General features: G+C 21.9%; 21 protein-coding genes. 13 read left to right on the forward strand and 8 right to left on the reverse strand.

Annotation, left to right across the window (positions count from 1 at the left end):
- Positions 1 to 98: 98 nt before the first annotated feature.
- On the reverse strand, positions 99 to 1,889 hold the full coding sequence (gene dnaK / locus EXC65_RS02525; protein WP_129719924.1) for a molecular chaperone DnaK: 1,791 nt from the start codon (positions 1,887 to 1,889) through the stop codon (positions 99 to 101).
- Positions 1,890 to 2,028: 139 nt separating this feature from the next.
- Between dnaK and EXC65_RS02530 the strand changes: the two genes are divergently transcribed.
- The 3 genes from EXC65_RS02530 to EXC65_RS02540 all read left to right on the forward strand — a co-directional run bounded on the left by EXC65_RS02530 (position 2,029) and on the right by EXC65_RS02540 (position 4,441).
- Positions 2,029 to 2,907 carry a UTP--glucose-1-phosphate uridylyltransferase gene (locus EXC65_RS02530; protein ID WP_129719925.1) on the forward strand — a complete coding sequence of 293 codons (879 nt, stop codon included), beginning with the start codon at positions 2,029 to 2,031 and terminating at the stop codon, positions 2,905 to 2,907.
- Positions 2,908 to 3,043: 136 nt separating this feature from the next.
- Positions 3,044 to 3,871 carry a ribosome biogenesis GTPase YlqF gene (gene ylqF, locus EXC65_RS02535; protein ID WP_129719926.1) on the forward strand — a complete coding sequence of 276 codons (828 nt, stop codon included), beginning with the start codon at positions 3,044 to 3,046 and terminating at the stop codon, positions 3,869 to 3,871.
- A gap of 12 nt (positions 3,872 to 3,883) precedes the next feature.
- Entirely contained in the window at positions 3,884 to 4,441 is a 558-nt protein-coding gene (locus EXC65_RS02540) for a DJ-1/PfpI family protein (RefSeq protein WP_129719927.1), read from the forward strand.
- A gap of 75 nt (positions 4,442 to 4,516) precedes the next feature.
- Here the strand turns inward: EXC65_RS02540 and EXC65_RS02545 are convergent, their stop codons facing one another.
- The 4 genes from EXC65_RS02545 to EXC65_RS02560 all read right to left on the reverse strand — a co-directional run bounded on the left by EXC65_RS02545 (position 4,517) and on the right by EXC65_RS02560 (position 8,456).
- On the reverse strand, positions 4,517 to 5,062 hold the full coding sequence (locus EXC65_RS02545; RefSeq protein ID WP_129719928.1) for a hypothetical protein: 546 nt from the start codon (positions 5,060 to 5,062) through the stop codon (positions 4,517 to 4,519).
- Positions 5,063 to 5,671: 609 nt separating this feature from the next.
- Entirely contained in the window at positions 5,672 to 7,219 is a 1,548-nt protein-coding gene (locus EXC65_RS02550) for a GIY-YIG nuclease family protein (protein WP_129719929.1), read from the reverse strand.
- Complete coding sequence (locus EXC65_RS02555; protein ID WP_129719930.1) at positions 7,210 to 7,884, reverse strand: chromate transporter; 675 nt, start codon at positions 7,882 to 7,884, stop codon at positions 7,210 to 7,212. Before EXC65_RS02555 ends, EXC65_RS02550 begins: the two co-directional genes overlap by 10 nt.
- A complete protein-coding gene (locus tag EXC65_RS02560; protein ID WP_129719931.1) occupies positions 7,884 to 8,456 on the reverse strand; it encodes a chromate transporter in 573 nt (190 codons plus the stop codon). Before EXC65_RS02560 ends, EXC65_RS02555 begins: the two co-directional genes overlap by 1 nt.
- Positions 8,457 to 8,589: 133 nt before the next feature.
- Between EXC65_RS02560 and EXC65_RS02565 the strand changes: the two genes are divergently transcribed.
- From EXC65_RS02565 to EXC65_RS02575, 3 genes are all read left to right on the forward strand, one after another.
- Positions 8,590 to 10,206 (forward strand): ABC-F family ATP-binding cassette domain-containing protein, encoded by a 1,617-nt coding sequence (locus tag EXC65_RS02565; protein ID WP_129719932.1) that lies wholly within the window; start codon positions 8,590 to 8,592, stop codon positions 10,204 to 10,206.
- A gap of 5 nt (positions 10,207 to 10,211) precedes the next feature.
- Complete coding sequence (gene mnmE, locus EXC65_RS02570) at positions 10,212 to 11,543, forward strand: tRNA uridine-5-carboxymethylaminomethyl(34) synthesis GTPase MnmE (protein WP_165001334.1); 1,332 nt, start codon at positions 10,212 to 10,214, stop codon at positions 11,541 to 11,543.
- Positions 11,544 to 11,822: 279 nt separating this feature from the next.
- Positions 11,823 to 12,143, forward strand: coding sequence for a hypothetical protein (locus EXC65_RS02575; protein WP_129719934.1), 321 nt, complete (start codon positions 11,823 to 11,825; stop codon positions 12,141 to 12,143).
- A gap of 54 nt (positions 12,144 to 12,197) precedes the next feature.
- On the opposite strand, the gene EXC65_RS02580 is transcribed toward EXC65_RS02575, so the two are convergent.
- Positions 12,198 to 15,959, reverse strand: a complete 3,762-nt coding sequence (locus tag EXC65_RS02580; protein WP_129719935.1) for an RNA polymerase beta'' subunit family protein — start codon at positions 15,957 to 15,959, stop codon at positions 12,198 to 12,200.
- A 721-nt stretch (positions 15,960 to 16,680) separates the two neighbouring features.
- Between EXC65_RS02580 and EXC65_RS02585 the strand changes: the two genes are divergently transcribed.
- Positions 16,681 to 17,088, forward strand: coding sequence for a hypothetical protein (locus EXC65_RS02585; RefSeq protein ID WP_129719936.1), 408 nt, complete (start codon positions 16,681 to 16,683; stop codon positions 17,086 to 17,088).
- A 6-nt stretch (positions 17,089 to 17,094) separates the two neighbouring features.
- Here the strand turns inward: EXC65_RS02585 and rsmA are convergent, their stop codons facing one another.
- Both rsmA and EXC65_RS02595 read right to left on the reverse strand, forming a co-directional pair.
- Complete coding sequence (rsmA, locus tag EXC65_RS02590) at positions 17,095 to 17,874, reverse strand: 16S rRNA (adenine(1518)-N(6)/adenine(1519)-N(6))-dimethyltransferase RsmA (protein WP_129719937.1); 780 nt, start codon at positions 17,872 to 17,874, stop codon at positions 17,095 to 17,097.
- The gene (locus EXC65_RS02595; RefSeq protein WP_129719938.1) at positions 17,874 to 19,097 is read right to left on the reverse strand and encodes a TatD family hydrolase; all 1,224 of its coding nucleotides are present in this window, start codon (positions 19,095 to 19,097) and stop codon (positions 17,874 to 17,876) included. Before EXC65_RS02595 ends, rsmA begins: the two co-directional genes overlap by 1 nt.
- A gap of 150 nt (positions 19,098 to 19,247) precedes the next feature.
- Between EXC65_RS02595 and EXC65_RS02600 the strand changes: the two genes are divergently transcribed.
- The 6 genes from EXC65_RS02600 (at position 19,248) to EXC65_RS02625 (ending at position 26,245) form a co-directional block, all read left to right on the forward strand.
- Positions 19,248 to 20,216 carry a ribose-phosphate pyrophosphokinase gene (locus EXC65_RS02600; RefSeq protein ID WP_129719939.1) on the forward strand — a complete coding sequence of 323 codons (969 nt, stop codon included), beginning with the start codon at positions 19,248 to 19,250 and terminating at the stop codon, positions 20,214 to 20,216.
- Positions 20,203 to 20,883 carry a 16S rRNA (guanine(527)-N(7))-methyltransferase RsmG gene (rsmG, locus tag EXC65_RS02605; protein WP_129719940.1) on the forward strand — a complete coding sequence of 227 codons (681 nt, stop codon included), beginning with the start codon at positions 20,203 to 20,205 and terminating at the stop codon, positions 20,881 to 20,883. The genes EXC65_RS02600 and rsmG overlap by 14 nt, the downstream gene beginning before the upstream one ends.
- A gap of 63 nt (positions 20,884 to 20,946) precedes the next feature.
- Positions 20,947 to 22,461: a 2,3-bisphosphoglycerate-independent phosphoglycerate mutase gene (gpmI, locus tag EXC65_RS02610; protein WP_129719941.1), complete on the forward strand. Its 1,515-nt coding sequence runs from the start codon at positions 20,947 to 20,949 to the stop codon at positions 22,459 to 22,461.
- A gap of 308 nt (positions 22,462 to 22,769) precedes the next feature.
- Complete coding sequence (locus EXC65_RS02615; protein ID WP_129719942.1) at positions 22,770 to 22,949, forward strand: hypothetical protein; 180 nt, start codon at positions 22,770 to 22,772, stop codon at positions 22,947 to 22,949.
- A 352-nt stretch (positions 22,950 to 23,301) separates the two neighbouring features.
- Positions 23,302 to 24,669 carry an ATP-binding cassette domain-containing protein gene (locus EXC65_RS02620; protein ID WP_165001335.1) on the forward strand — a complete coding sequence of 456 codons (1,368 nt, stop codon included), beginning with the start codon at positions 23,302 to 23,304 and terminating at the stop codon, positions 24,667 to 24,669.
- Entirely contained in the window at positions 24,647 to 26,245 is a 1,599-nt protein-coding gene (locus EXC65_RS02625; RefSeq protein ID WP_129719944.1) for an ATP-binding cassette domain-containing protein, read from the forward strand. Before EXC65_RS02620 ends, EXC65_RS02625 begins: the two co-directional genes overlap by 23 nt.
- Positions 26,246 to 26,317: the final 72 nt, after the last annotated feature.

Genomic DNA, 26,317 nt, shown 5'->3' on the forward strand with positions numbered 1-26,317 from the left:
ATATTTTTAAGTTTTTAAGATAAAAAAATTAAAAAATAAAAAAACTTTAATTTAACTTTTTGTGTTAAATTAAAGTTTGTATTTTGATTTGTTAAATTTTATTTTTCTTCAACATCAGCTTTAATTGCATCTGAATCGTTTGCTTCTGAACTTTGAGCATTATTTGCTGCTTGATTAGCGAATGCTTGTGCTGCTTGTTCAATTTGATCTAATTTTGTTTTAAGTTCATCAATTTTTTCTTCCTTAATTAATGTTTTTAATTCCTCAATTTGTTTTTCAAGCATTTCTTTTTGTTGCGCATCAACTTTATCACCTTGATCAGTTATTGATTTTTCAATTTGAGCTATTAATGTTTCTGCTCTAACAATAGTTTCAACTTTTTCTTTTTTCTTAGCATCAGCTTCTCTATTTTCTTCAGCTTCTTTTACCATTTTTTGAATTTCTTCTTCTGATAATTGACCTGAATTTTGAATTGTAATTGTTTGTTCTTTGTTTGTTTTTTTATCTTTAGCTGTTACTTTTGTAATTCCATTTACATCAATTGAAAAAGAAACTTCAATTTGTGGAACACCTCTAGGTGCTGGTTCAATACCTGATAAATTAAATTGACCTAAAACTTTGTTGTCAGCTGCCATTTGTCTTTCACCTTGTACAACTGAAATTGTAACTTCTGATTGATTATCAGCGGCAGTGGAAAAAATTTGTGATTTTGTAACTGGTATAGTTGTATTTCTAGGAATTAAAGGTGTTGAAATACCTCCTAATGTTTCAATACCAAGTGTTAAAGGTGTAACATCAAGTAATAAAACATCATCAATTTCCCCAGCTAAAACCCCACCTTGAATTGCAGCACCAATTGCTACAACTTCATCTGGATTAATTGATCTGTTAGGAACTTTACCTAATGTATGCTCAATCATTTGTTGAACAGCAGGAATTCTAGTTGAACCCCCAACTAATAAAATCTCATCTAAATCTTTAGCTTCAAGTTTAGCTTCTTTTAATGCATCAATAATTGGTTTTCTAGTTCTATCTAATAAATGAGCAGTCATTTTTTCAAATTCTGATCTTTTTAATTCGGTTTCAACATTAATTGGTCCTGTATCTGAAACTGCTAAAAAAGGCAATGAAATTGTAGTGATAGACTGTGCAGATAAAGAAATTTTAGCTTTTTCTGCCTCTTCTTTAAGTCTTGCTAATGCCATTTTGTCATTTGATACATCATATTTATATTCATCTTTAATTTTTTTAATTAATCAATCAACAATCACATTATCTCAATCATCTCCACCAAGACGATTATCCCCACTTGTGGACAATACCTCAAATGTTCCTCCAGCTAAATCTAAAACTGAAACGTCAAATGTTCCTCCACCTAAGTCAAATACTAAAATTTTCATTTCTTTATCTGACTTATCAAGTCCAAAGGCTAATGCTGCTGCTGTAGGTTCGTTAATAATTCTCAAAACTTCTAACCCTGCAATTTTACCTGCTGTTTTAGTTGCTTCACGCTCAGCATTATCAAAATAAGCTGGAACAGTAATTACTGCTTTATTAATTTTTTTACCAGCTTTTTTTTCAGCATATTCTTTTAAATAACCTAAAATAATAGCTGAAATTTCTTCTGGTTTATACTCTCTATTGTTAGCTTTTACTGTTTTGGTTGTACCCATTAATCTTTTGATTGATGCTATTGCATCTGGATTTGTTTCAAGTTGTCTTTTTGCAATTTCACCAACAATTATTTCACCATTTTTAAAAGCTACAACAGAAGGTGTTGTTCTTTTTCCGTTTGGATTTTCTAAAACCACTGGTTTTTTATCTTCTATAATTGAAACAACAGAATTTGTTGTTCCTAAGTCAATACCTAAAATTAATTCTTTTGCCATGTTTTAATCTCCTAATTTTGTGTTTTTATTTTTTCCTTTTAAAAGCTTTTTCTTAGCTTAAATAACATTGTACCACAAAATTAGCACTCTAATGCAAATATTGCCAATTTTTTTTTATTTATTTTTTTTAAGGTAAAATTTACTTATGAAAATAAATAAAGTTATTATCCCTGCTGCTGGTTGAGGAACAAGGTTTTTACCTTTAACTAAATCAATACATAAAGAGTTGGTGCCCATTTTAAATAAACCTGCTATTAGTTATTTAGTTGAAGAGTGCATAGAAGCTGGAATTTCTGAAATAATCTTGATTATATCACCAAGAAAAAATGAAGTTGTGGATTATTTCAAAATTTACGAGCTTCTTGAAGAAGAATTAAAGCAAAAAAATAAAATTCATTTATTAGACTTAGTAAAAAAAACAAATAAAGAAAAATTTATTAAAGTCGTTTACCAAAATGAACAACTAGGTCTTGGTCATGCAATAGCAATAGCTGCTGAAGCAATAAACAACGAACCTTTCGGAATAATATTAGGTGATGATTTAATTTATAATGATAAAAAAGCAGCAATAAAACAGTTGATTGAGCAATTTGAACAAAAACAATCATCAATTATTGGTGTTGCAAATGTTGATGCTAAAGAAGTGAATAAATATGGTATTGTTGTACCTAAAAATGAAAGTGAAAAAAATAATAAAGTGTTTGAAATTATAGGAGCTGTTGAAAAACCTTCTATCGAAACAGCGCCAAGCAATAAAGCAATAATTGGTAGATATGTTTTTACACCAGAAATTTTAGATTTACTTAAAAATTTAAAACCAACTGTTAATAATGAAATTCAATTAGTGGATGCTTTTGATGGATTAATTAAAAAACAGAAAATTTATGCTTATCAATTAGATGGTATTAGATATGATTTAGGTTCTATTGATGGTTTTGTTAAAGCAAATATTGATTATGCACTAAGAGATAAGAATATAAAAACCTCAATTTTAGAACATATAAAAAAAATTAGATAATAATTTAATATATATAAATTATAAATATTATATTTAGCGCCTTTGTTAATAATCAGCAAACGTGTTTTATATATTTTTAAAATATTGTAAATATCTATTTAAAATTAAATATTTTTAAATGATATATAATTATTGAATGATTCATTGATTTCCAGGACATATGTCTAAAGCTATAAAAGAAATAAAAGAAAAAGAAAAAATTTGTGATCTTTTTGTAATTGTTTTGGATGCTCGCGCCCCTATAAGTACATATAATGAAGAATTTGATAAAATTTCTCCACACAAGCCACGTTTGTTTGTTATAACAAAAAAAGATTATGGTGATTTAAAAAAACTAAAATTGATTTTAAAAAAATTCGAAAATAATAGTAAATCAAAAGTGATTTTAGTTAATTTAAAAAATAATTTTTCAAAAAAAATTATTTTAGAAAATATCAATGAGCTATTAAAAGAAAAAAAACAAAAAGATTTACAAAAAGGATTGTTGAAACCGCAATTAAGAGTTTTTGTTGTAGGTGTGCCAAATAGTGGTAAATCTACATTAATTAATTTATTAGCATCTTCAAAAGCAAAAGTTGGTGATAAACCAGGTGTTACAAAATCACAGCAATGAATTAAAGCAAAAAATATTCAATTATTAGATACTCCAGGGATTCTATGACCTAAATTTGATGATCAGTTTGTAGCTATGAAATTAGCTATTATTGGTTCTATCAATCCAGATATAATCCCAAAACAAAGTTTTTTTACTTTTGGTTATAGATTATTATCTAAATATTATCCTGAAAAAATTTTAAATTTAAATTTAACTCCAACAGAAGATGAAGTTGAAATATATAATAATCTCTATTTATTAGCTAAAAATAAAAATTTTTTATTAAAAAATAATAAATTGGATGTTGAAAAAACGTCACAATGATTTAGAAATTATTTAAGAAAAATAACTAATGTAACATATGATTAAAAAGGTGAGAAAATGACAAAAAAAATGTTAGTTTTAATTCATGATAAATTTCAAGATTATGAATTAATTGCTGTATTATCTACAGTAATTAAAGCAAAAACTTTTGAAAATATTGATTTTTATAATTTCAAAAATACAAAAGTTTTTACTGGACAATTTAACCTGGTTAATATAAAAAATACAATTTTTGGTTCAGATTTAAATATAGATGATTATGAAGCTGTATTTATCCCAGGTGGTCAAGGTGCACAATTGTTAAGACAAGATAAAAAAGCATTTGAAATTGTAGAAAAATTTATTAAAAATGATAAATGAGTTTTTGCAATTTGCGATGCACCAAATGCATTATTTGAAAATAATGTTTTCAGCTCTGAAACTAAATATACAGCCTATCCTATTAAAGATCATATTAAAGGCAAAAATTATGTACCTGAAAATGTTGTTGTAGATAATAAAATTGTTACTGCTCGAAGTCCTATTACAGCAATAGAATTAGGACTAAAAATAGTTGAAATTTTTCAAGGCAAAAACCATAAAAATATAATTCAAAATGAATTAATAGGACTTTAATTTTTTAAAAAAACACCAATAGATTACCTAAATTGTAAAAGTAATTTATTGGTGTTTTTTTAAAATAAAATAAAATTATTCAAAATTTTTTTTAAAAACTGTATTATCATTAATTGAATTATTTTCTTTCATTTTGTCTATTGCAATGATTCAAAATGTAATATAACTTTCATTTTTTATATCATGGGTTTGGAGACCAATACCAGTTATGCTTTCATATGGCTTTTTGTTAGCTATTAATGTATTTTCACTTTCTTTAAACTCAAGACTATTAATTTTGCTTGGAATAAAACCTTTTCATTCATAGCCATTTCGAACAATTTCTTTTATGTATATCAAATCTTTTGTTTTAAAAAAATCTTTGTCGACTTTGGAAGATTGTTTTTCTTTTTCTTTGGAAGTAGCAAAAAAACTATTATAACTATCAAAATTATTAAAATATTTAAATTCATTTGAAAAAGGTTCATCATAAATAATTTTATTAAGTACAAATTTATCTAAAAGGTTAATATTTTTTAAACTGTAACTTTTTATTTTTTCTATTTTTTCATTATAAGTACAAGAAAAAACACTTAATATTGCAGTTGAGACCACAGCTAAGGATAATAAAATTTTTTTCAACGTATTTCCCTCCAAAAAATTTTCAACTAATATTTTTCAATAAATGTAATAAAAAAACTCATTTTTTCAAAGACAAGAACACTTATAAAGTTTGTTGATTCTGTAAATATATTTTTTATTTTTGTCTTTAAATTCAAAAAAGTATTATTGCAATTTTATTTTAGCATAAGCATTGTTTGTTCAATACTTATTATTAGAAAAATATAAAAAATGCTAAAAATAAGTTATTTTATTATTTTTAATGAAAAAAAATAATTTAATATTTACATTAATAATTTTAATGGTTTTTTTATGTTTCTATTTTGAATAATTATATTTTTAATTTTTGATTTTTTTTATTTTATATTAACAAAACTCACTAAATTTATATTAGATTTATTTATTTGCTTCAATTTAAAAATTATTTCATTTTTTACATTTTTTAAATTGATTTTCTTTAGTTTTTATTAAGTTTTCTTGATAATTATTTAATAAAATATAGCAAATCTACAAAGCAAAACGCATGTTTTGTAAATGTTTACAATACTTTAATTGCATTATATTTAGCAAAATTATTTACTAAATTACTTATACAAATATAATATTTAATTTTGTTTATTTATATTGTTTTTAACTTTTTGTAAATTGTTTTGTTTTTAGTTTATTAAAGCCTTTTTTCGCTATATAATCTACTTTATGTTGAATTTTTGATAAAAATAAAAATAAATCTTTAGAAACATTTAATCGATCAAAAACATCATTAATTAAATAATTAGTTGTGTGTTTTTCGTTTTTAACAAGCCCAGCCACTTTAACATCATTTATTTTCATTTTTTTTAAAATTTGTTTTACTGCATTAATTTGTAATTTTCCACCATCTACAATAATTAAATCAATCAAAAAATTTTTATTGTTTTTTTCAAAATATTTTTGAATTGTTTTTTTCATTAAAAATAAATCTGAATTTTTTTCATTTTTAGGATGAAAGTAAAAAAAATTTTTATTTGATATATTTTTTAATTTATTGTAAAACATAACAAAACCAATAGCTGAATCTTTATTTGTAAATGAGTTATCAACAATTAAAAAATGGTCTAATTTTTTTAAGTTTAATAAATTTTTAAACTCATTTAAAATAATTTCATTTTTAATTTCTAAATTTAAAATTTGTTCATTTTTTTCTAAACTTTGATTTTCTAAATTATTCAAAGTATTAGCTATATCTCCTTTTTGTGGAAACAATATTTTTTCTTTAAAATATATGTTATCAAGATTTAAATCTTTGAATTTTGAATTCATTATAATCTGATCAGGGATAACATTTTTTTGATAAAAAATTTGCAAAAACTCAAAAACAAAATTTTCAAAAGCAATGTTTTTTTCAAAAATTTCTTCAGTTGAATTAAATAAAAAGCCTCAGCGATAAAAATATATAACAACAATTATGTTTTTATCATTTTCAATAAAAGTTATAAAATCAGAATGTTTATTAGAATTAAGTTTGATAAACTGACTTTCCTCAAAATTCTTTTTTAGAGAATCTATAGATTTTTTTATTTCAAGTGCAATTTCTAATTTTGTATCATCCATTTTAGCTTTTTGGTATATATTATCTAAATAAGCTAAAAAACTTGTGTTTTTGTTTAAAAAAATTTTTTTTATTTTTAAAAAAGTTTCTTCTACTTTTGGTAAAGTTCATTCATTTTTAGGAATTAAAAAACCAATTTCATACAAAAATTCTTTTTCAAGAATTTTTTTTATATTACCTAAACCAAATTTAGGTGGAAAAGGTCCAAAATAAAATATATTTTTATTTTTTTCATATTTATACTTAACTTCAAATTTTATCGTTTTCCCTTTAATTACAGCTAAATATGGGTACTTACCATTATTTTTTAACAAAATATTATATTTTGGAAAAAAATGTTCAATTTTATTTGCTTCAAGAATTAAAGCGCTTTTTTCATTTTTAGTTATTATAAATTCAAAATCGTCAATCTCTTCAACCATTTTAGGTGTAAAAAAAGAATTAACACTTCCTTTAAAATATTGCAACATTCTTTTTTTAAGATTAACTGATTTACCTATATAAATAATTTTATTATTTTGCTTTCAAAAGTAAACGCCAGGCTTTTCTGGTACATTTTTTTTGATTTTTTCTTCAAGTGTTAAAGTCATGGTTGAAAAGCAATAAATGCTAGTATAACTCCTATAATAAATAAAAAATAAATAGGTTTTTTCTTTTGATATCAAACAAAAGAAAAAATACTAAATGTAGGTACAAAAATCAATAATACAATTAATCTTCAGTTAGAAAAAAATAATAATTTTTTATTATTTTTTACATTATTTCAACTAAAGTAATTATTGATACTTCGGTTAAAAATTACATTTGGAAACATAGTGGAAATTAAAAGTTGGATACTTAATGCTAACATAATGGCACTAAGTGCTGGATTAATATATTTCGTTAAATTAAGTAAATATTTATTTTGTTTGCTTTTTTTTAATAATTTTGTTGATAATATCATCATAAAAATAGCTGGTAAACAAAATAAAATATAACAAATTAAAGAAACAAGTATTCCTCATCAAGAATTATCTGAAATTAATAAACCTGTAAAAGCTGAAAATTTCGTTGATACAACTCCAGGTGTAAAATTTGAAATTGTAAAAACTAAATCAATTTCTTTTTGTGTTATATTTAAGTTAAAAGTTTTTCCTATAAATAGTCAAAATGATTGAAAAATTGGCATGAAAACTTGACCACCACCAAAAACAATCAAACTAATTATTACCATTGCTATTAATGAACTAAATATCGCGCCTAAAAGTAAAATCATTATTTTTTCCCTTTGCTTTTTTTCGTTTTTATAATTTCTAATATAAAAATAGAAAAAATAATACAAATCAATGGAATAGCAGGAATATTAAAGGGCGCTGGTATAAAAAGGCAAAAAAGCAAAGTAAATAAAAATAATAATACTCAAACAATAAGATTTAATTGACTCATGCTACTTTTTAAAAAACGGTAAGCAAAAGCTGCTATTATCCCTATTAGTGCAGAAATAACCCCTACATTTATTACATATAAATATTTTAGCGGTAAATAAGAAGCTAAATAATATAAAATCAAAGCTAATGTAACATGTGGTATAACAGCAATTAAAACTACCAAAGAACCTTTAAATTTACCTAATTTTTTTATCGCAATATAAGATAACATCTCAATAACAGCTGGTCCTGGAATTAAATTACATGCTACAATTCCATCATTAAATTCTTCATCACTAATTCACTTATATTTATTAACAGCGAATTCTTTAATTACAGGCATAATGGCATTACCACCACCAAAACCTACAAAAGTGCATTTAATAATAAAAAAGAACACTTTTCAAAAATCTTTTTTCATAATAAAAATTATATTTTAATAATAAAAAAATAATAAAAATATTTTAATTTTGCTTGTTAAAAAAATTTAAATTTATTAAAAAGCTACAAAATATAGTAAAATTTAAAATAAATTTTATTATAGTGAGGTTTAGATGTTAGAAATAAGAAACTTATCAAAAGTTTTTTCAGATAAAAAACTTTTTTCAAATGTTAATTTAAAATTTGTTGAAGGTAATACTTATGGTATTATAGGAGCGAATGGAGCAGGAAAATCTACTTTTTTGAAAATTTTAGCAAACCAAGTAGAAGCAACTTCAGGCGAAGTTGTTAAAGATAAAAACCAAAGAATTTCTGTATTATCACAAGATCATAACATGTATAATGATTACACTGTAACTGATACTGTTATTATGGGAAATGAAATTTTATACAATATTCAAAAAGAAAAAAATGCAATTTATGAAAATCCAGATTCAACAGAAGAAGACTATACAAAAGCTGGGGAATTAGAAGAACAATATGGTTTACTTGGTGGCTGAAGCGCTGAAAACGATGCTCAAATCTTATTATCAGCACTTGATATTCCAAAAGATAAATGAAACTCAAAAATGAGTGAACTAAAAGCTTCACAAAAAGTAAAGGTTTTACTTGCCAAAGCATTATTTGGTAATCCTGACATTTTAATCATGGATGAACCAACAAACCACCTTGATCTTAAAGCAATTAAATGACTTGAAAACTTTTTAATTGATTATCAAAATATTGTTATTGTTGTTTCTCATGATAGTGATTTTTTAGATCAAATTTGTACACACATTGTTGATATTGATTTTAATGAAGCTAAAATGTTTACAGGAAATTACACTTTCTGAAAAGAATCATCCACTTTATTAAGAGAAATGCAAAAAAATGCTAATGCTAAAAAAGAAGAACAAATTGAAAAATTACAAGCTTTTATAGCTAAATTTTCTGCTAATGCTTCTAAATCATCACAAGCAACATCAAGAAAAAAATCACTAGAAAAAATTCAATTAGATGAAATAAAACCTTCATCAAGAAAATATCCTTTTATTAGATTTGATATCTTTAGACAACCTGGTAAACAAATTTTAAGTGTAGAAAATTTATCATATAAAAATCCTGCAACAGGAGAATTTTTATTTCAGAATTTAACTTTTGATGTTTTGCCTGGAGAAAAAATGGTAGTTTTAGGTGAAGATGACATAGCTAAAACAAAACTTCTAGAAATTTTAATTGGTAAAGAAACCCCTACAACTGGCGTTGTTAATTGAGGATCTACAATTAAATATGAATATTTTCCTTCAGATAATTCTGAATATTTTAATAAAGAAGAAAATTTAATAGAATGATTAAGTAAATGACCATTAGATAATTCACTTGATGAAAATAAAGATAATTCAGATCATAAAATTAGAAGTTTTTTAGGAAGAATGCTTTTTAGTGGTGATTCTGTTTTTAAAAATGTTCAAGTTACTTCAGGTGGCGAAAAAGCACGTTTAATGTTTTCTAGAATGATGCTTAAAGAAGCAAACTTTTTACTTTTTGATCAGCCATTAGATCATTTAGACACAGAATCAATAGATTCTGTAATAGAAGGGTTGGAACAATATAAATCAGCTTTGATTTTTACAACTTATAATAGAGCTTTTGTAAAAAAAGTATCTAATGTGATTTTAGAAATAAAAAATGATTCTTCATTTATATTCCGTGGTACATTAGATGAATATGAAGAAAAAATGGGGTATTAATTTTAATGTTTGATACAATAGCTGCTATTTCATCAGGAAATAATGTTAATCAAGCTATTTCAATAATTAGAATTTCAGGTCCGGAAGCATTTGAAATTGTAAAAAAAATTTTTGATGGCAAAATTGGTGAAAACCATCAAATAACTTATGGTTATATCAAAGATAAAGAAAAAATTATTGATGAAGTTTTAGTAATGTGATTTAAAGGAACTAAAAACTTTGTAGGTGAAGATACTGTAGAAATTAATGCACATGGCGGTATAGTGGTAACTAATATTATTTTAGAACTTTTGCTTGCTAATGGTGCAAGATTAGCTGAACCTGGTGAGTTTAGTAAAAGAGCATTTCTAAATGGAAAAATTGATTTAGTTAAAGCTGAGGCAATCAATGATTTAATTCATGCCAAAACAAAAAAACAGGTTGAAATGTCTGTTGCAAAATTTGATGGTCAAACCAGCAAATTTATTAATTCTTTAATTGAAAAATTAGTGTTTTTAATCGGAACAATAGAAGTTAACATTGATTATCCTGAATATGACGATGTTGAAATTTTAACTAGTGATATTTTGATTCCTAAATTGTCTTTTATTTTGAAAGAATTATCAGAAACAATCGAGATTTCAGAAAGATCAAGATTAATTTATCAAGGTATAAGTGTTGCAATTGTTGGTAGACCTAATGTTGGTAAATCATCATTATTAAATAATTTGTTAAATGAAGAAAAAGCGATTGTTTCATCGATTCAAGGCACAACAAGAGATATTGTAGAAGGCCAGTTTGTTTTAAATAATATTTTGTATACTATTAAAGATACCGCTGGAATTCGTGATTCGAAAAATGCAATTGAAAAAATAGGGATAGATAAAGCATTAAAACAAATTGAAAATGCAGAAATAATTCTTCATATTGTTGATGCATCAAAAAAAGAAGATAAATTTGATGAGTTAATTAAAGAAAAAGCTTTAAATAAATTTTATTTAAAAATTTTTAACAAAATTGATTTATTAAAAGAAAACACAAAGAATTCACAAGAAAAAATACAAATTTCAGTGAAAAACAATGATATTGAACAACTAGAAAAAGCACTTAATAAATTAGTAAAAAATGTTGATTTAAATAATGAAAAATTAGTTATTAATTCAAGGCAATTATCTTTAATAAAAGCTGCATATTTAAATATCGAAAGTGCACTTATGTCTTTAAAAGAAAATTATGGTCCTGAAGTTGTTATTATCGATATAAGACAAGCTTGAGAAAATCTTGTTAATATCACAGGAAAAGCAGATAATGAATTAATGCTAAACACTATGTTTAAAAAATTTTGTTTAGGTAAATAATATACAAGCAACAGCTTGTATTTTTTTTATTTTTTAGACATTTTAAAATAAAAAAACTTAATAATTTACTTGTTTTTTTATTTTTTTTTATTTTTTGGTTTTATATTATAAAAAAAGTTTGTAAAGTAATATAATTTTGATATATGAGATAAATATTTTACAAATCACATATATAATAAAAAATAAAAAAAGTGATGATCTATATGGAAAGATATGGTACATTAGCATATGCTTTTAAATTAGGTTTTATACTTTGAAGATGGAAGCTAGGTATAACTAATGATTATTAAAAGAAGTACTTATTTAAAAATAACTGGAATATTAAATATTATTTTATTTGTAATTTTTATTTTTTATTTAAGTATACTAGTATTTTGGTTAAATAAAACAACTGGGATTGGTTTGGTTGTATTATTAATGGTATGAGCAGCTTTTTTCATTTATTTTTTAGTGTTTTTATTTTTTTGAGTAACAAATATAATAAAATTATCAAAAAAATATAATCAATATAATAAAAAAGGCATTTTATTATGAATGATTTTTCCTTTTGTTTCTCTTTTTCAAAAAGAAAAAGTAAGTAAAATTTTAAGTGAAAAATAATTTTTAGTTCAAAAAATAAAAGTGTAAATTTATTGTATTACACTTTTATTTTTTTTATTTTACATCGCTGAAACGTAATTTAATAGCACTATTAAATAGTAAATTAATTTTTTCATCTATTGTTTTGCTTTTTAGAATTAAATAAACATCTAAAAATTTTTGGTTATTATATTCAACAATTTCAAAATTTGCTAATTCATAAATAATAGTTCCCCGTGTAATTGGGTATTTACTAATTGAATATCTTAGATGTTTAACTGTATCTTCTAAATCTTGTTTTAATTTGCTATTTTCAAGCAGGTATGTTCATTGATCAATTTTATTTTTTCTTTTGAGCTCCTGTGTAATTTTTTCAATATTTTCTGTAAGACCATATTTTGTATTGAATAAAGTATTATCATTTTCTGAAAACTTTTCATATTTTTCTTTTAAATAAGCAACAATGTTGTATTGTGGATTATTAAAGTTGTATGCTTCCATTGCAGGAGTTAGAGAATACTTAGATTCTGGATCTTCAGTTTTTTCTTTTGGAAAATCTTCAGGGGTTGTTCAAAAAGATAATTCGTAATTAATAATTCCAAACATTGCATTATAACTTGTTGAAGGCGGAGAATAAATATCCCTATCATCTCTTATTTTTATAAAAAATAGTTTAACTTTTGATTTATCATAATCCAGTAAACTTTCATCAATGTCAAAGAATTTTTTGAGTTTTTCTAAATTATCTTTTTCATTCATATCAATTCAGGTTCTATAAAACCCAAAACCACGTGAAGGATCTCAATGACTTATATGAATATCTCTAAATTCGTTATCAAACTCAGTAGATGATTTTTTCATGCCTTCTGAACTAGGTTTAATAATTTCTTCAAAATCTTTTTGTGCTTTTAATTCATTTTGTCTTATTTCAGATAAAAATTTAGAACTGTATAAATTTAAAATTTCAACTGTTTTTTCATTAGAAACATTATTTCCTGAAATAAATTTGACTTTAGCTTTTAATGTACCTTTAAGTTCATCTTCATTTGAAAAATCACTAAAATATACTGAAATATTTGAATTTTTTATTTCTGGAATTAATTTTTGAATATTAGTTAAGTCAATGATATTTAAAATATTATTTTCCTTAGAATTAATACTTTCAAATTTTTTCTTAATTCCTGAGGCTCATCATCTTTTACTTAAAAATAATGACTGAATTTTATTGATGTATTCATTTAAAGTGTTTGTTTCAACAAAATTCAATTTTAAACTTAGATCGATTATTTTGTTTGTTGATATTTCTAAATCACTATTTCCAAAAATAACTTTTTTCAATTTATATTTTTTATTCAAAAATGATGATTTGATATTTGATATTCATTTCTGCAAATTCAAATCGAAAACTAAAATAGATTCAAATTTGATATTAGGGTCATCATCACTTTCAAATTGTAATATATTTTTACTAAATTTGTATTTATCTAAAACATCATCAGAATTTACAAAAGTAATATCTACAGTGTTTTTTTCATTATCAAAATTTATTGTTTTAATATCTATATCCAAGCTAGGAATAATAAAGTCAGTTTGAATTTCTAAAGTTTTTTTGAATATTTCTTGATCTTTGTTTGCTATAACAGAATTTAAAAAATATTTTTTTCCACTTAATGGTTTGTCAATAGTAACAATTCATTGCTCAGGATTATTAGTATCTTTTTCAGCTTCTAATTTATAATTAGGTCCAAAATTTGTATTTATTTCTAATAATAATGAATCAATATTTTGTTCTTCTTTATTTTTTAATAATTTAGGTTTGACAATAAATTTCAATTTTTCATTTTCATATTTTGTTTCTAATTCATAATATGATGAATTATCACTTGAAAAATCAATATAATTTGTTTTATTACCTATTGGTATTAATTGAATAACATTATTTTTATAAAAATTTTCTATAGCATCTTTTGATTTTTCATTGTCTTGATATTTTGTAATTTTTGATGAATCATAAATAATTTTTAAATCAACTATCTCTAATTTAGAACCATAATTGGTTATACCATCAAATGTTATATTAATTTTATTATTATCAAAATAAATTTTATTATTTTTAATTTCATCAATGTTTATTTCAAAAGGGGAATAATCTTGAGTTAAAGAAGAATCTGGTCTACCTTCATCATCAAGACCGCCTATCCTAAAAGTTTCTGTTATATATTTATGATTATTTTCATTTTCTTTTTCCAAAAATAAATCAACTATGTAATATTTGTTTTGTTTTAAATCTTTTAATGTTAAAAAAAGTTTAGGTGCATCCTCGCCAGCATTTTCATCACTTTCCAATGAATTTATACCATGTTGAACTAATTTTTCTTTTTCAGATTCTAATGATATTTTTAAAATAGATAAATTTTTTGCTTCTTTTCCAGTTTTTACATCAATGCCATAAACTTTTTCAATATGATAATTTAAGAAAAAATCTTTAAAATTTTTAGTTAAATTTATTTCGTCATCTTCTTCTGTTTTACTTATAAAATCTTTAGTTTGGGTTTTGTTAACAGAATATTTAATAATTTTATAATCTGAATTTTCAGTAAGTTTATTTAAAACAAAAGTTGCTGAATAAGTATCTTTGTTAAAATCTTTGCTTTCATATTCTTTTATTTCACTTAAATCATTTTTGTTAATAATTTGAATTTTAAAAACATTAGAATTTTCAGATAAAAGCTTTGTTTTTTCTTTGTCATAAAAAACATCTATAATAGCATAATTATTAGAAACATGTTTTCATTTAATTTTTGAAATTTCAATTTCATCATTAGAATTAAAAATTTCAAAATTTTTATCATTTAAATCAGTAATTTCAAAATTAGATTTAATATTTGAGATGTTATGTATTTTATATTTTTTATTTGTTTCTAATTGTTTAAAACTAAAATAAATATTTTTATCCTGCACTTCACCTAAAATTGAAATTGTATTGTCTGGTTTGTTTTCTTCAATTAAATTTAATTTTCAAATTTCATCTTGTTTTAATAAATTAGTTTCAAAATTTATACCAATTTTTAAATTATTGTTTAATGGTGAAATATCAAAATTAACAAATTTTACTTCTGTTTTATGGTATTTATTATTTATAATTTTATCTTGATCATTTAAATTAATAATTTCATAAGTTAAAAAATCATCTGAAATACTTTTAATTATATATTTTTTATTTAATTCTAATTCATTAAAGTCAAAATAAATTTTCGAGTTTTTTATTCGAGATGAAAGTGAAAGATTTTTATTTGGTTCATTTTCATCAATTAAATTTAATTTTAAGATTTTATTTTTATCTAAATCATCAAGTTCAAAATTTATACCAATTTTTAAATTATTGTTTAATGGTGAAATATCAAAATTAACAAATTTTACTTCTGTTTTATGATATTTATTATTTATAATTTTATCTTGATCATTTAAATTAATAATTTCATAAGTTAAAAAATCATCTGAAATACTTTTAATTATATATTTTTTATTTAATTCTAATTCATTAAAGTCAAAATAAATTTTCGAGTTTTTTATTTGAGAAGAAAGTGAAAGATTTTTATTTGGTTCATTTTCATCAATTAAATTTAATTTTAAGATTTTATTTTTATCTAAATCATCAAGTTCAAAATTTATTCCAATTTTTTGATTGTTGCTTATAATAAAATCTAGAAATTTTATTTCTTTTTTATTAGTTTTATTTTTTTTATTATTTAATACAGCAATAGTAATTCCAGTTGTTATTCCGATTGTTGAAAAAAGTGATAAAAGTAATAAAATTTTTTTTCTTTTTATTGCCATTATGGATTTATTATATAATTTTTTTTAAAATACAACAACATTTTTATAAAATCTTAAAGTTTTTTTAAAGCTTATGTATAAATTATTATAATATCTTTTAAAAGTATAAAAATTAATATAACTTAAATTTTGTTTAGGTAAATAATATAAAAGTAAACAAGTAGTTTTTTTTATTTTTTTACACTAAAAATAGTTTAAAAATGTTAGTAATTTACTTGTTTTTTATTTTTTTAATTTTTTTTACAAAAAATTTTTTTAAATAATATAATTATTATATATAGGATAAATATTTTTACAATTTTTTTGCACATAAAAAAAAGAAAGTAGTCGATTATATGGTTACTAAAAATAAAAAATTTTTGAAAACAACTGCTATTTTAAATATTGTTTTTTACATAGTTGTAATCTCTTTTATAGCAAGATTGTATATACTTTTCACATTTGAATTAGATACTATTGGCACTAATTTATTTAAATTGTTAGGGTACGAAATATTTTTATATACAAGTCTTTCTTATTTTCTTTTGTTTATTATTGTTTGATTTATAAATTTAATAAAACTTATAAAATTTTTTGGAATAAATAAGAAAACTGTTCTATTATGAATGATATTTCCATTTGTTTCTCTTTTTCAGAAAGAAAAAGTAAATAAAATATTAAATTAAAAAACTAAAGTTATTTTTTAATTAAAAAACTTAATTAGGAATAACTTTAGTTTTTTTTGATAAAAGTAATTACACAAGTAATTAGTGGAATAATTACAAAAGTGATAAAAGGCAAACCTATTCATGTTAAAGTAAAACTTAAACCAAGTGAAATTGATGAAATTATTCACAAGATAAAAAATATTAAATCATATTTTCTACTATTAATGGCTAATTTTACTGCAAAAATAAACGCAATAATATTAAATATAAAAAATATTAATAAAAAAACTAATTGTTTTATTCATAATCAAAATTGTTCTATTGCTTTTTCTGGATCAATATTTTGGTTAAGTTTTTTAGGTATAAAAAATTCTAATATTGCCAAAAACAAAAGAATGATTATAAAAATTGTAAAAATTATATTTAATTTTTGAATTTTTTTCGTAATTTCATCAATTTCCAACTTTTTATTTATTAAATAAATTATACTAAAGATGATTTAAATAATTAAAAATTTCTAAATATTTGTCTACTGATAATTCTTGTGCTCTTACATTATTTTTAATATTTAATTCTTCAAACATTTTCAAAATGCTATCAGTTTGTAAAAATGTTTTTAAATTATTAAAAAGTGTTTTTCTTTTCATTAAAAAACATTTTTTGATAAAAAGCAAAAAATCTTGTGTATTTTTCTTATTCAAATCTTTTTTAAATTCTAATGTTATTATAGCTGAATCCACTTTTGGTACAGGAAAAAAATTATTCGCTTTAACAATAAATTCCTTTTTAACATTAGCTAAAAATTGACAACTAACTGATAATTTACTATATTCTGAAGTTTTGGGTTTGGCAATAATTCTATCTGCAACTTCATTTTGAACCATTATTGTAAGTTTGGAAAAATATTCAATATTTTCAAAAATTTTAAAAAGTATATTGCTTGTAATATAATAAGGCAAATTAGCAACAACATCCCTTTTACCTTCTCAATCAAAAGTAACTTTTAAAAAATCTTGATGTTCTAAAATCAAATTTTCATTATTTATATTACTTTGTAAAATTTCAATCATTTTTTCATCAACTTCATATGCATATACTTTTTTAGCATATTTTACTAATTCAAAAGTTAAAGCTCCTTGACCAGGACCTATTTCAATTATTTCTTTGTTGTTGACATTAGATACTTCAATTATTTTTTTAACTATTTTTTTATTAGTTAAAAAATTTTGACCTAAATGTTTTTTCGTTTTAATAGTTTTATCAATCATTAAACACCAAAAACCTTTTTAATATTTTCGCTAATTATTTGTAACATTTTATTATATTCAATATTTTTAGCTAAAGCTATAGTTTCTACAACATAATTTACATAATATGCATGATTGATTTTGCTTCTATGTTCTTCTGGTGTTAAATATGGAGCATCTGTTTCACTAAAAATTTTATCATTAGGGATTAATCTAATTAGTTTTCTTGTTTCAACATTTTTTTTATATGTTATTACACCTGAGAATGAAAAATAAAAATTTTTATGATTTAATAATTTTTTAGTTCACTCTAAATTACCACTATAGGTGTGAAAAATAAATTTTAAATTTTTATATTTGTTTTTTGTAATTATTTTATAAACATCCTCAAAAGCTTCTCTAACATGAAGAATTATAGGTAAATTAAACTTTAGTCCAACATCAAGTTGTTGTTCAAAAGCTCATTTTTGAATACTTTTTTCAGGATTTTTAGGGTGATGATAGTCTAATCCTATTTCCCCAATGGCAACAACTTTTGAATGTATTTTTTTTTCTAATAAATAGAAATTATCTTCTTTTTTTACATTACTAGGATGAATACCAAAAACAGGAAATAAATTATTATGTTTTTGAATTTCACTTTCAATTTCATCAATTTCTTTTCATGAACATGAAACAAAAAATATTTTTTCTAAACCTTTTTCATAGCTTTTTTCAATTTCATATGTAGGGTTTTTATAGTATTCTTTAAAAGGATGAAAATGAATATCATTTAAATTCTTTTTATTCTTTTTACTTTGAATCAAAATTTTATTTTCATATTTTTGAAAATAAAAATAATTTTTTATTTCACTAAAAATATGTTTGCCTTTTTCAATTCAAATTATTTCTTTTTTGTTAAATTTTTCTTTCGCTAGTTTAAATATAAAATTTAATAAATTTTTTTGAAAATTAACATTTTGATAATCATAATTTCAATTAACAATAAACTCAAATTTTTCATTGTTTTTCACATGTATTAATGCTATTGCTTGTTCATAAAAATTATCATTATCTAAAAAAATGTAAAAAGAATTGTCTTTATTGTTTTTTTTATTAGTTGATATAACAAATTGAATTAACTCTGCTGAATTTTTAAATGAAATATTTTTGTCAAAAAGTTGAAATTTTTTATAATTAAAATTACAATTAATTAATTTATTTGTAAATTCTTTTGATATTTTTATTAATTTTAAGTAAGACATTTTTCCTCTTTATTTTTCTTTATTTTAAAACAAAAATAATATTTTTATCAAATATTATAATGAAAAAATAAAAATAATTTATATTTAATTACTATTTTAATATATCTGTTTTATAATTTGTTTTTAAATTAAGTTCAAAAGGATTATAAAATGAATTATAAAAATGTATTATTTGGAATGAAGAATGCAATTGAAATGGCAGAAAAAATTGCAGAAGAAACGCAACTCCCACTTTTAAAAGTTAATAGAGAAGTTTTTGCTGATGGCGAAGTAGTACTTTGATCAGAAGAAACAGTTAGAAATTCAAATGCTTTTATTATTGCAAGTACACATATGCCTGCAAATGAAAATATTATGGAATTACTTATTTTTATAGACTCATTAAAAAGAGCTAATGTCAAAAGTATTACAGTGGTCTTGCTTTATTATGGCTATGCTAGACAAGATCGTAAAGACCATGGTAGAAAACCTATAACAGCTAAATTAATTGCTGATTTATTAGAAAGAGCAGGAGCTACAAGAATTATTGCAGTTGATTTACACAATCCATCAATTCAAGGATTTTTTAACATACCAGTTGATGATTTAAAAGGTCAATATGTTTTAGCTAAAAAAATCAAACAAGAAAGTGAAAGATTTACAGTTGTTTCACCTGACCATGGCGGAGCTGTTAGAGCAAGGATTTTATCTGAATTAATTGCTGATACAGTAAAAATCGCTATTATTGATAAAAGAAGAATTGGCACTAATAAAACAGAAATTTTAGGTATTATTGGTGATGTAAAAGGTAAAAATGTTGTAATTATTGATGATATTATAGACACAGGCGGCACAATTATCAAAGCTGCTAAAGCAGTTAAAGAACATGGGGCTAAAAAAGTTATTATTGCTGCAACACATGGTGTTTTTTCAAGAGGCTTTGAAATGTTCCAAGAAGCCAAAGAAGTTGATAAGGTTATTATCACCGATTCAATTAAACATCAAAATTTAGACATCAAAAAATTTTCAAAACTTGAAATTGTTTCATTATCAAGTTTTGTATCTCAAACAATTAATGCGATTATAAGAAATACTTCAATAACAAGTTTATATAAAATAATTAAAAATGAAATCATATAAGCAAATTACCAAAGAAATGGTTGATGACAACATTTTTAGTAAACTAGAAAAATATGTAGAATTAATAGAACAAGAAAATCAAAAAATAAATTTAACTGGTTTTAGTGGAGATAGGCTTTGAGAAAAAGGCATCTATGAATCTTTGTTTCTTTTGTCAAATATTTTTCAAAATGAAAATTTAAAAAATAAAAAAATGTTAGATATAGGATCGGGTGTGGGTTTCCCCTCCATTCCTTTTTTCATAGCAAATAATAATTTTGAATTAACAATTTATGAACCTATTCAAAAAAGAGTCAATTTTTTAAAAATGGTTGCAAATGAATTGAATTTAAAAGTTAATATTAAAAAAATTAGAGCAGAAGATTCTAAAGAGGAAAAACGCTTTGACTATATAACAGCTAGAGCTGTATCTGAATTAAAAATTTTAATAGAAATTTCTCATTTTTTAGGTAAAAAAGGTGGTAAATTCTTTTTTTTAAAAGGACCAGCAATTTTTGATGAAATAAAAAGAGCTGAAGCTGAATTAAAAATTTTTAAAATCAAAAATTATAATTCAACTAAATATATTTCATCTTCAAATGAAACAAATTATATTTTTTGATTTGAAAAAAATTCTGAGACACCTAAAGGTTATCCAAGAAAATGAGCTAAAATTAAAAAACCATAGATTTTGCTATGGTTTTTTAAAAAAATTAATATAATTAATTTTAATTTAAAAAAAGGATGGATTATGAAAAAACCTGTGATTTTAACTGTAATTGATGGCTTAGGTCTAAGAAATGAAAAACAAGGTAATGCTTTTGCCCAAGCAAAAACACCTACATTTGATGAATATTTCAAAAATTATCCTCACTCAATTATTCAAGCATCTGGTGAATTTGTAGGATTGCCAGAAGGACAAATGGGAAATAGTGAAGTTGGACATTTAAATATTGGTGCTGGCTTTGTTGTTTACACTGGTCTTTCTTTAATTAACAAAGCTTTAAAAGAAAAAACTTTTGAAAAAAATTCAAAATTTATTAAAGCTTTTAAAAACTCAATTAAAACAAATAGCACACTACAAATAATGGGTCTTTTATCACCAGGTGGTGTACATTCATTAGAAAAACACTTATTTGCTTTGATTGAAGCAGCGCATAACTTTGGGGTAAAAAAATTAAACGTTCATGTTTTTGGTGACGGGAGAGATGTTGCACCACAATCTATTTTGACTTCAATAGAAAAACTAGAAAATATTTTAAATAAATATGAAAATTACCAAATTGCAACTATTGCTGGACGATTTTATGCAATGGATCGTGATAAAATGTTTGATCGTAATGAAATTGCTTATCAAACAATTTTAGGAAAATCACAAAGTTATTTTGAAAATGCAAGCACATATATAAAAGAGCAATATGATCAAAAAATTTATGATGAATTTTTTGTTCCCGCTCAAAACAAAAAAATTTCTAAAAATGATTTTCTTAAAAACAATGATTCAGTTATCTTTTTTAACTTTAGACCTGATAGAGCAAGACAACTTAGCCACATGATACTAAATAGTGATTTATATGATTATAAACCAAGTGAAATCATTAAAACAAACGTTTTTGTTTCAATGATGAAATATGAAGGACTAGAAACTGAAGTAGCTTTTGAAGAAATGGAAGTTAAAACTCCTATTGGGAAAGTAATTGAACAAACTGGTTTAAAACAATTAAGATTAGCTGAAACACAAAAATATGCTCATGTTACATTTTTCATGGATGGTGGAAATGATATAGTTTTTAAAAATAGTGAAAGAATTATGGTAAATTCATTAAAAGTTGAATCCTACGCAGATGCTCCACAAATGTCAGCAAAAGAAATAACAGATGAGCTTTTAGCAAAAGCTAAAAATTTTGATTTAGTAATTATGAATTTTGCAAATCCAGATATGGTTGGGCATACTGGGAATTTAAATTCAACAATTAAAGCTGTTGAAATTTTAGATGAACAACTTGGGCGTATTAAAAAGTGGGTTGAAGAAAATAATGCTGTGCAATTTATCACGGCTGATCATGGAAATGCTGAAGTTACAGAAGATGAAAATAATAACCCAGCAACTAAACATACATCATATCCTGTTATGTTAATAACAACAGATAAATCACTAAAGTTAAAAAATGGAAAATTATCTAACATTGCACCTACTATTTTAGACTACATGAATATTCAAAAACCAGATGAAATGAACGAAGAATCTTTAATAATTAAAAAATAAAAGTAGTAGCTTAGTATTTGTAATAAAAAATGCTTTATGTTTAAGTAAAAATATAATTACAAATATTATTTATAATTTTATGACCAAAGCAGAAAACAAAATAATTAATAAAAACAAATAAAATTTAGTTTTATACATAAAAAAATATTGAATTTTAATTTTTTTAATATTTTAAATCGTACAATTAAAATTGTAATTTAAAAAAAGAAAAATATTTTGAATAGTTTATATAATCTTAAGGCAGTTTCACTAGATATAGATGGAAAAATAAATTCTCTCCTTATTTAAAAAATAGAAGTGCTGGTCTATTGATAATTTTTTTAAAATATTTTTCAATAACAAATGATCATAGATATAATATATATGTTGATAATTTATATAATTCTTTAATTAAAGTAAACACTAAAAAATCATTTAATCATGGTATTTCTGGAATTATTTATGGATTATTAATTTATTGAAAAACTAAAAAATATGTTAAATATTAAGGAAATGGAATCTAGATTTTTTGTTTTTTTAATATTTAATAAAACCAAATCACCTCTAGATCATATTAGGGTTGTGCTAAAAAAAATTTTTATGAAGGTTATTTGTTTTTTTATTAGTTATATAATTTTTTAGAAAGAGAATTTAATGTTAAAATATTTTAAAAAAAATTGAAAAATAGTTTTAAGCATTTTGTTTTTAAATTTAATTAGTTATTTGAGTTTAACAATTTTATTATTTTCGATATCAGATTTAATAAATAATTTAAATGATTTAAATAAATTTAAAATTTATGTTTTTTTAATCCCTTGTTTATTAATAATCTCTATAATATTTTCATTATTTGGTTTTGTTTTGAAAAATAAATTACTTTTTAACATCAACAAAACAATAGTTAAAAAATCATTAAATTTTATTAGTAACCAAAAACCTAATATTGTAAATCAAGACAAAGGAAAATATTTGTATTGAATTTCAGATAGAAGAGAAGAAATAATACAACAAGTTTTTAGTTTAGGGATGCAATCATTAGAAAATATTTTTATATCAGCACTTAGTTTGATCATTGTTTTTATTTTAAGTTGAAAAATAGCTTTAATTAGTCTAGTTTTCATAATTATAAATTTTTTTATTTCATTATTTTTAACTCAAAAAACAGTAAAATTAGATACTGTATTTTTTGATAAACACGAACTGACAAATAATTTATGAATAAAAAATTTTGATAATTTTTTATTATATTGACAAATAGGTTTAGAAAATTTATTTTTTAAAAGCAACGAAAATAATGTCAATAAAATAGAAAAAAATTTTAAAAAAGTTAAAACAAAAGTTATTTTATTAGAAATAATAAATTCATTTATAACAATTTTTTTTAACTTTTTAATTTTTTTACTTACAATATTTTTTGTTCTAAACAAAATTGAAAAAATTGGTATTTTATTCATAATTCCTTCATTATTATTAACAATAATACAAGCATTAAGAGTTTTTTTGTTTTCATTACAAAGATTCAAAACACATAAAAAATTTTTTAAAAAAATATCTTCTTTTGAATCAATTAAAAAATGTGATAATTCATATTTAAATATAAAAGAAATAAAAATTGAAAATTTAAATTATAAGATTGGAGAAAAAGAAATTTTAAAAAATATTTCCTTGATTTTTGAAAAGGGTAAAAAATATGCTATTATAGGTTCTTCTGGAATAGGAAAATCAACTCTTATTCATTTAATTACAAAGCAACTGCCAACACAAAATTCAAGTATTTATATTAATGGAATAAATATAGAAAAAATTGAAAGTTGCAAATTAAATAACTCTTTTCATTATATTGATTCTAATGCTACATTATTTGATACAAATCTTTATAATAATATAACATTATGAGAAAAAAATGAACACAATGATGTATTAAATGCACTAAAAAAAGCCAGTTTTTCAATCTCTGAAAATGACTTAAAAAATAATGTTAATAATTTATCTTCTGGTGAAAAACAAAAAATAAATTTAGCAAGTTTTTTTCTCAAAAAAACCAATGTTTTAATTTTAGATGAAGCATTTTCACAAATAGATAATAAAAATTTAAGAAATATTTGAAACGAAATTAACAAAATAGAAAATTTGCTTTTAATAAATATAACGCATCATATTAATGGTTTTGAAAACTATGATGAAATAATTAATTTGGAGGCTTTAAATGAAGTTAATTTGAAAAAATAGTAAATTTAAAGTTATTTTGTTTTTGTTTGTTACATTATTTTGAATATTTTTACCAATATTAATTATATATGCAGAAAGTTTTTTAATAGATTATACAGTATCACAAAAAAATATTTTTAATTTAAACCCTTGAATTGAAATTGTGGTTATTGCATCCTTAATATTTTCTTTTTATGTTCTCAATTTAATTATTAATTATTTTTATTATAAAATATATGGTTTACAAACTTTTTTTATATATAAAGTAATTGTAAAAGAAATTGGCATGCAATTTTTAAAAGCTAAAAATTCTGAAATCAAAAAATATAATAGTAATTTATTTATTCAAAAGTCTTTAAATGAGGGAATGCAATATTATGGTTTAAACTATATTTCTTGATTAGAATTAATTTCAAATTTTATTGTTATAAGTATTATTGTAGCTTTTTGAAGCTTCAGCAATTATTATGTATTAATTATATTTGTCGCATTTATCTTATTTATAATTTTACCTAGTGTTTTACTCCAAAGAAAAAATAATTTTTATCAAGAAAAATATGTTAATAACTTTAATGCTTTGTTATCAGAAAGCGAGAATTATTTTGAAAATTATACAAAATTGTATTTTGCAAATAAAACTCATTTGTTATATAACCATTTTGATAATATAACAAATGAAACTTTCAAAATGTGAAAACAAAAAAATAATTGATCCTTTTTTAATGATTTTATTAAATCAAGTGTTATTTTAATTATTGAAAACTTAGTACTTTTACTTTTGATATATTTTTATATCGAAAACATTTTTGATGTCTCAATAGGAATAATTTTTTTATTTAAATATTCATTAGAAAAATTCAAGGATTACATACTAAATATTTTTAGAAACATCAAAGACATAATATCATCTAGAAAAATTACAAAATCATTTAATTTACAATTATTGACTGATGCAAATAAAATAAAAATAAATGAAATTCAAAATATTTCACTTAAAAATGTAAGTTTAACAATAAAAAACAAAAATATTTTTCAAAATTTAAATATAAATTTTGAAAAAGGTAAAAAATATGCAATTATTGGTAAATCAGGTTCAGGTAAAAGTAGCTTATTTAAATTATTAACAGGTGAAATAACAAATTTTGAAGGTGAAATTAAAATAAATGGTTATGATATTAATGATATTAATAATTACAATTTAAGAAAAAAAATAACTATTTTTAAAAATGAATCATATATTTTTGAAGGAAGTTATGAAAACAACATTGCTTTAACAACAAATAATATTGATAATAAAAAAATTAAAAATTCAATTTTTTTAAGTAGTATTGATGAAAAGGATATAGAAAATAAAAATGCAACTGAATTGTCGGTGGGACAAAAACAAAGACTAAACATTACAAGACTATTTTATTTTGAAAAAAATTTCTTGTTGTTAGACGAGGTTTTATCTAATATCGATGAAGAAAACGCAAAAAAAATTTTAAAAAATTTAATTAAATCAAATGTAACATTAATTTTAATTTCACACCATTTAAAACCTAAAGAACAACAACTTTTTGATGAAGTTATAAATTTTGATTTATTAAAAAAATAGTTATTTCAATATAATAATAAATACTAAAAAAGTGTACACTCAATTTTAAATAGTGGAACACTTTTTTAGTAT

Source organism: Mesomycoplasma neurolyticum (genome assembly GCF_900660485.1).
GTDB classification, from domain to species: Bacteria; Bacillota_I; Bacilli_A; order Mycoplasmatales; family Metamycoplasmataceae; genus Mesomycoplasma_A; species Mesomycoplasma_A neurolyticum.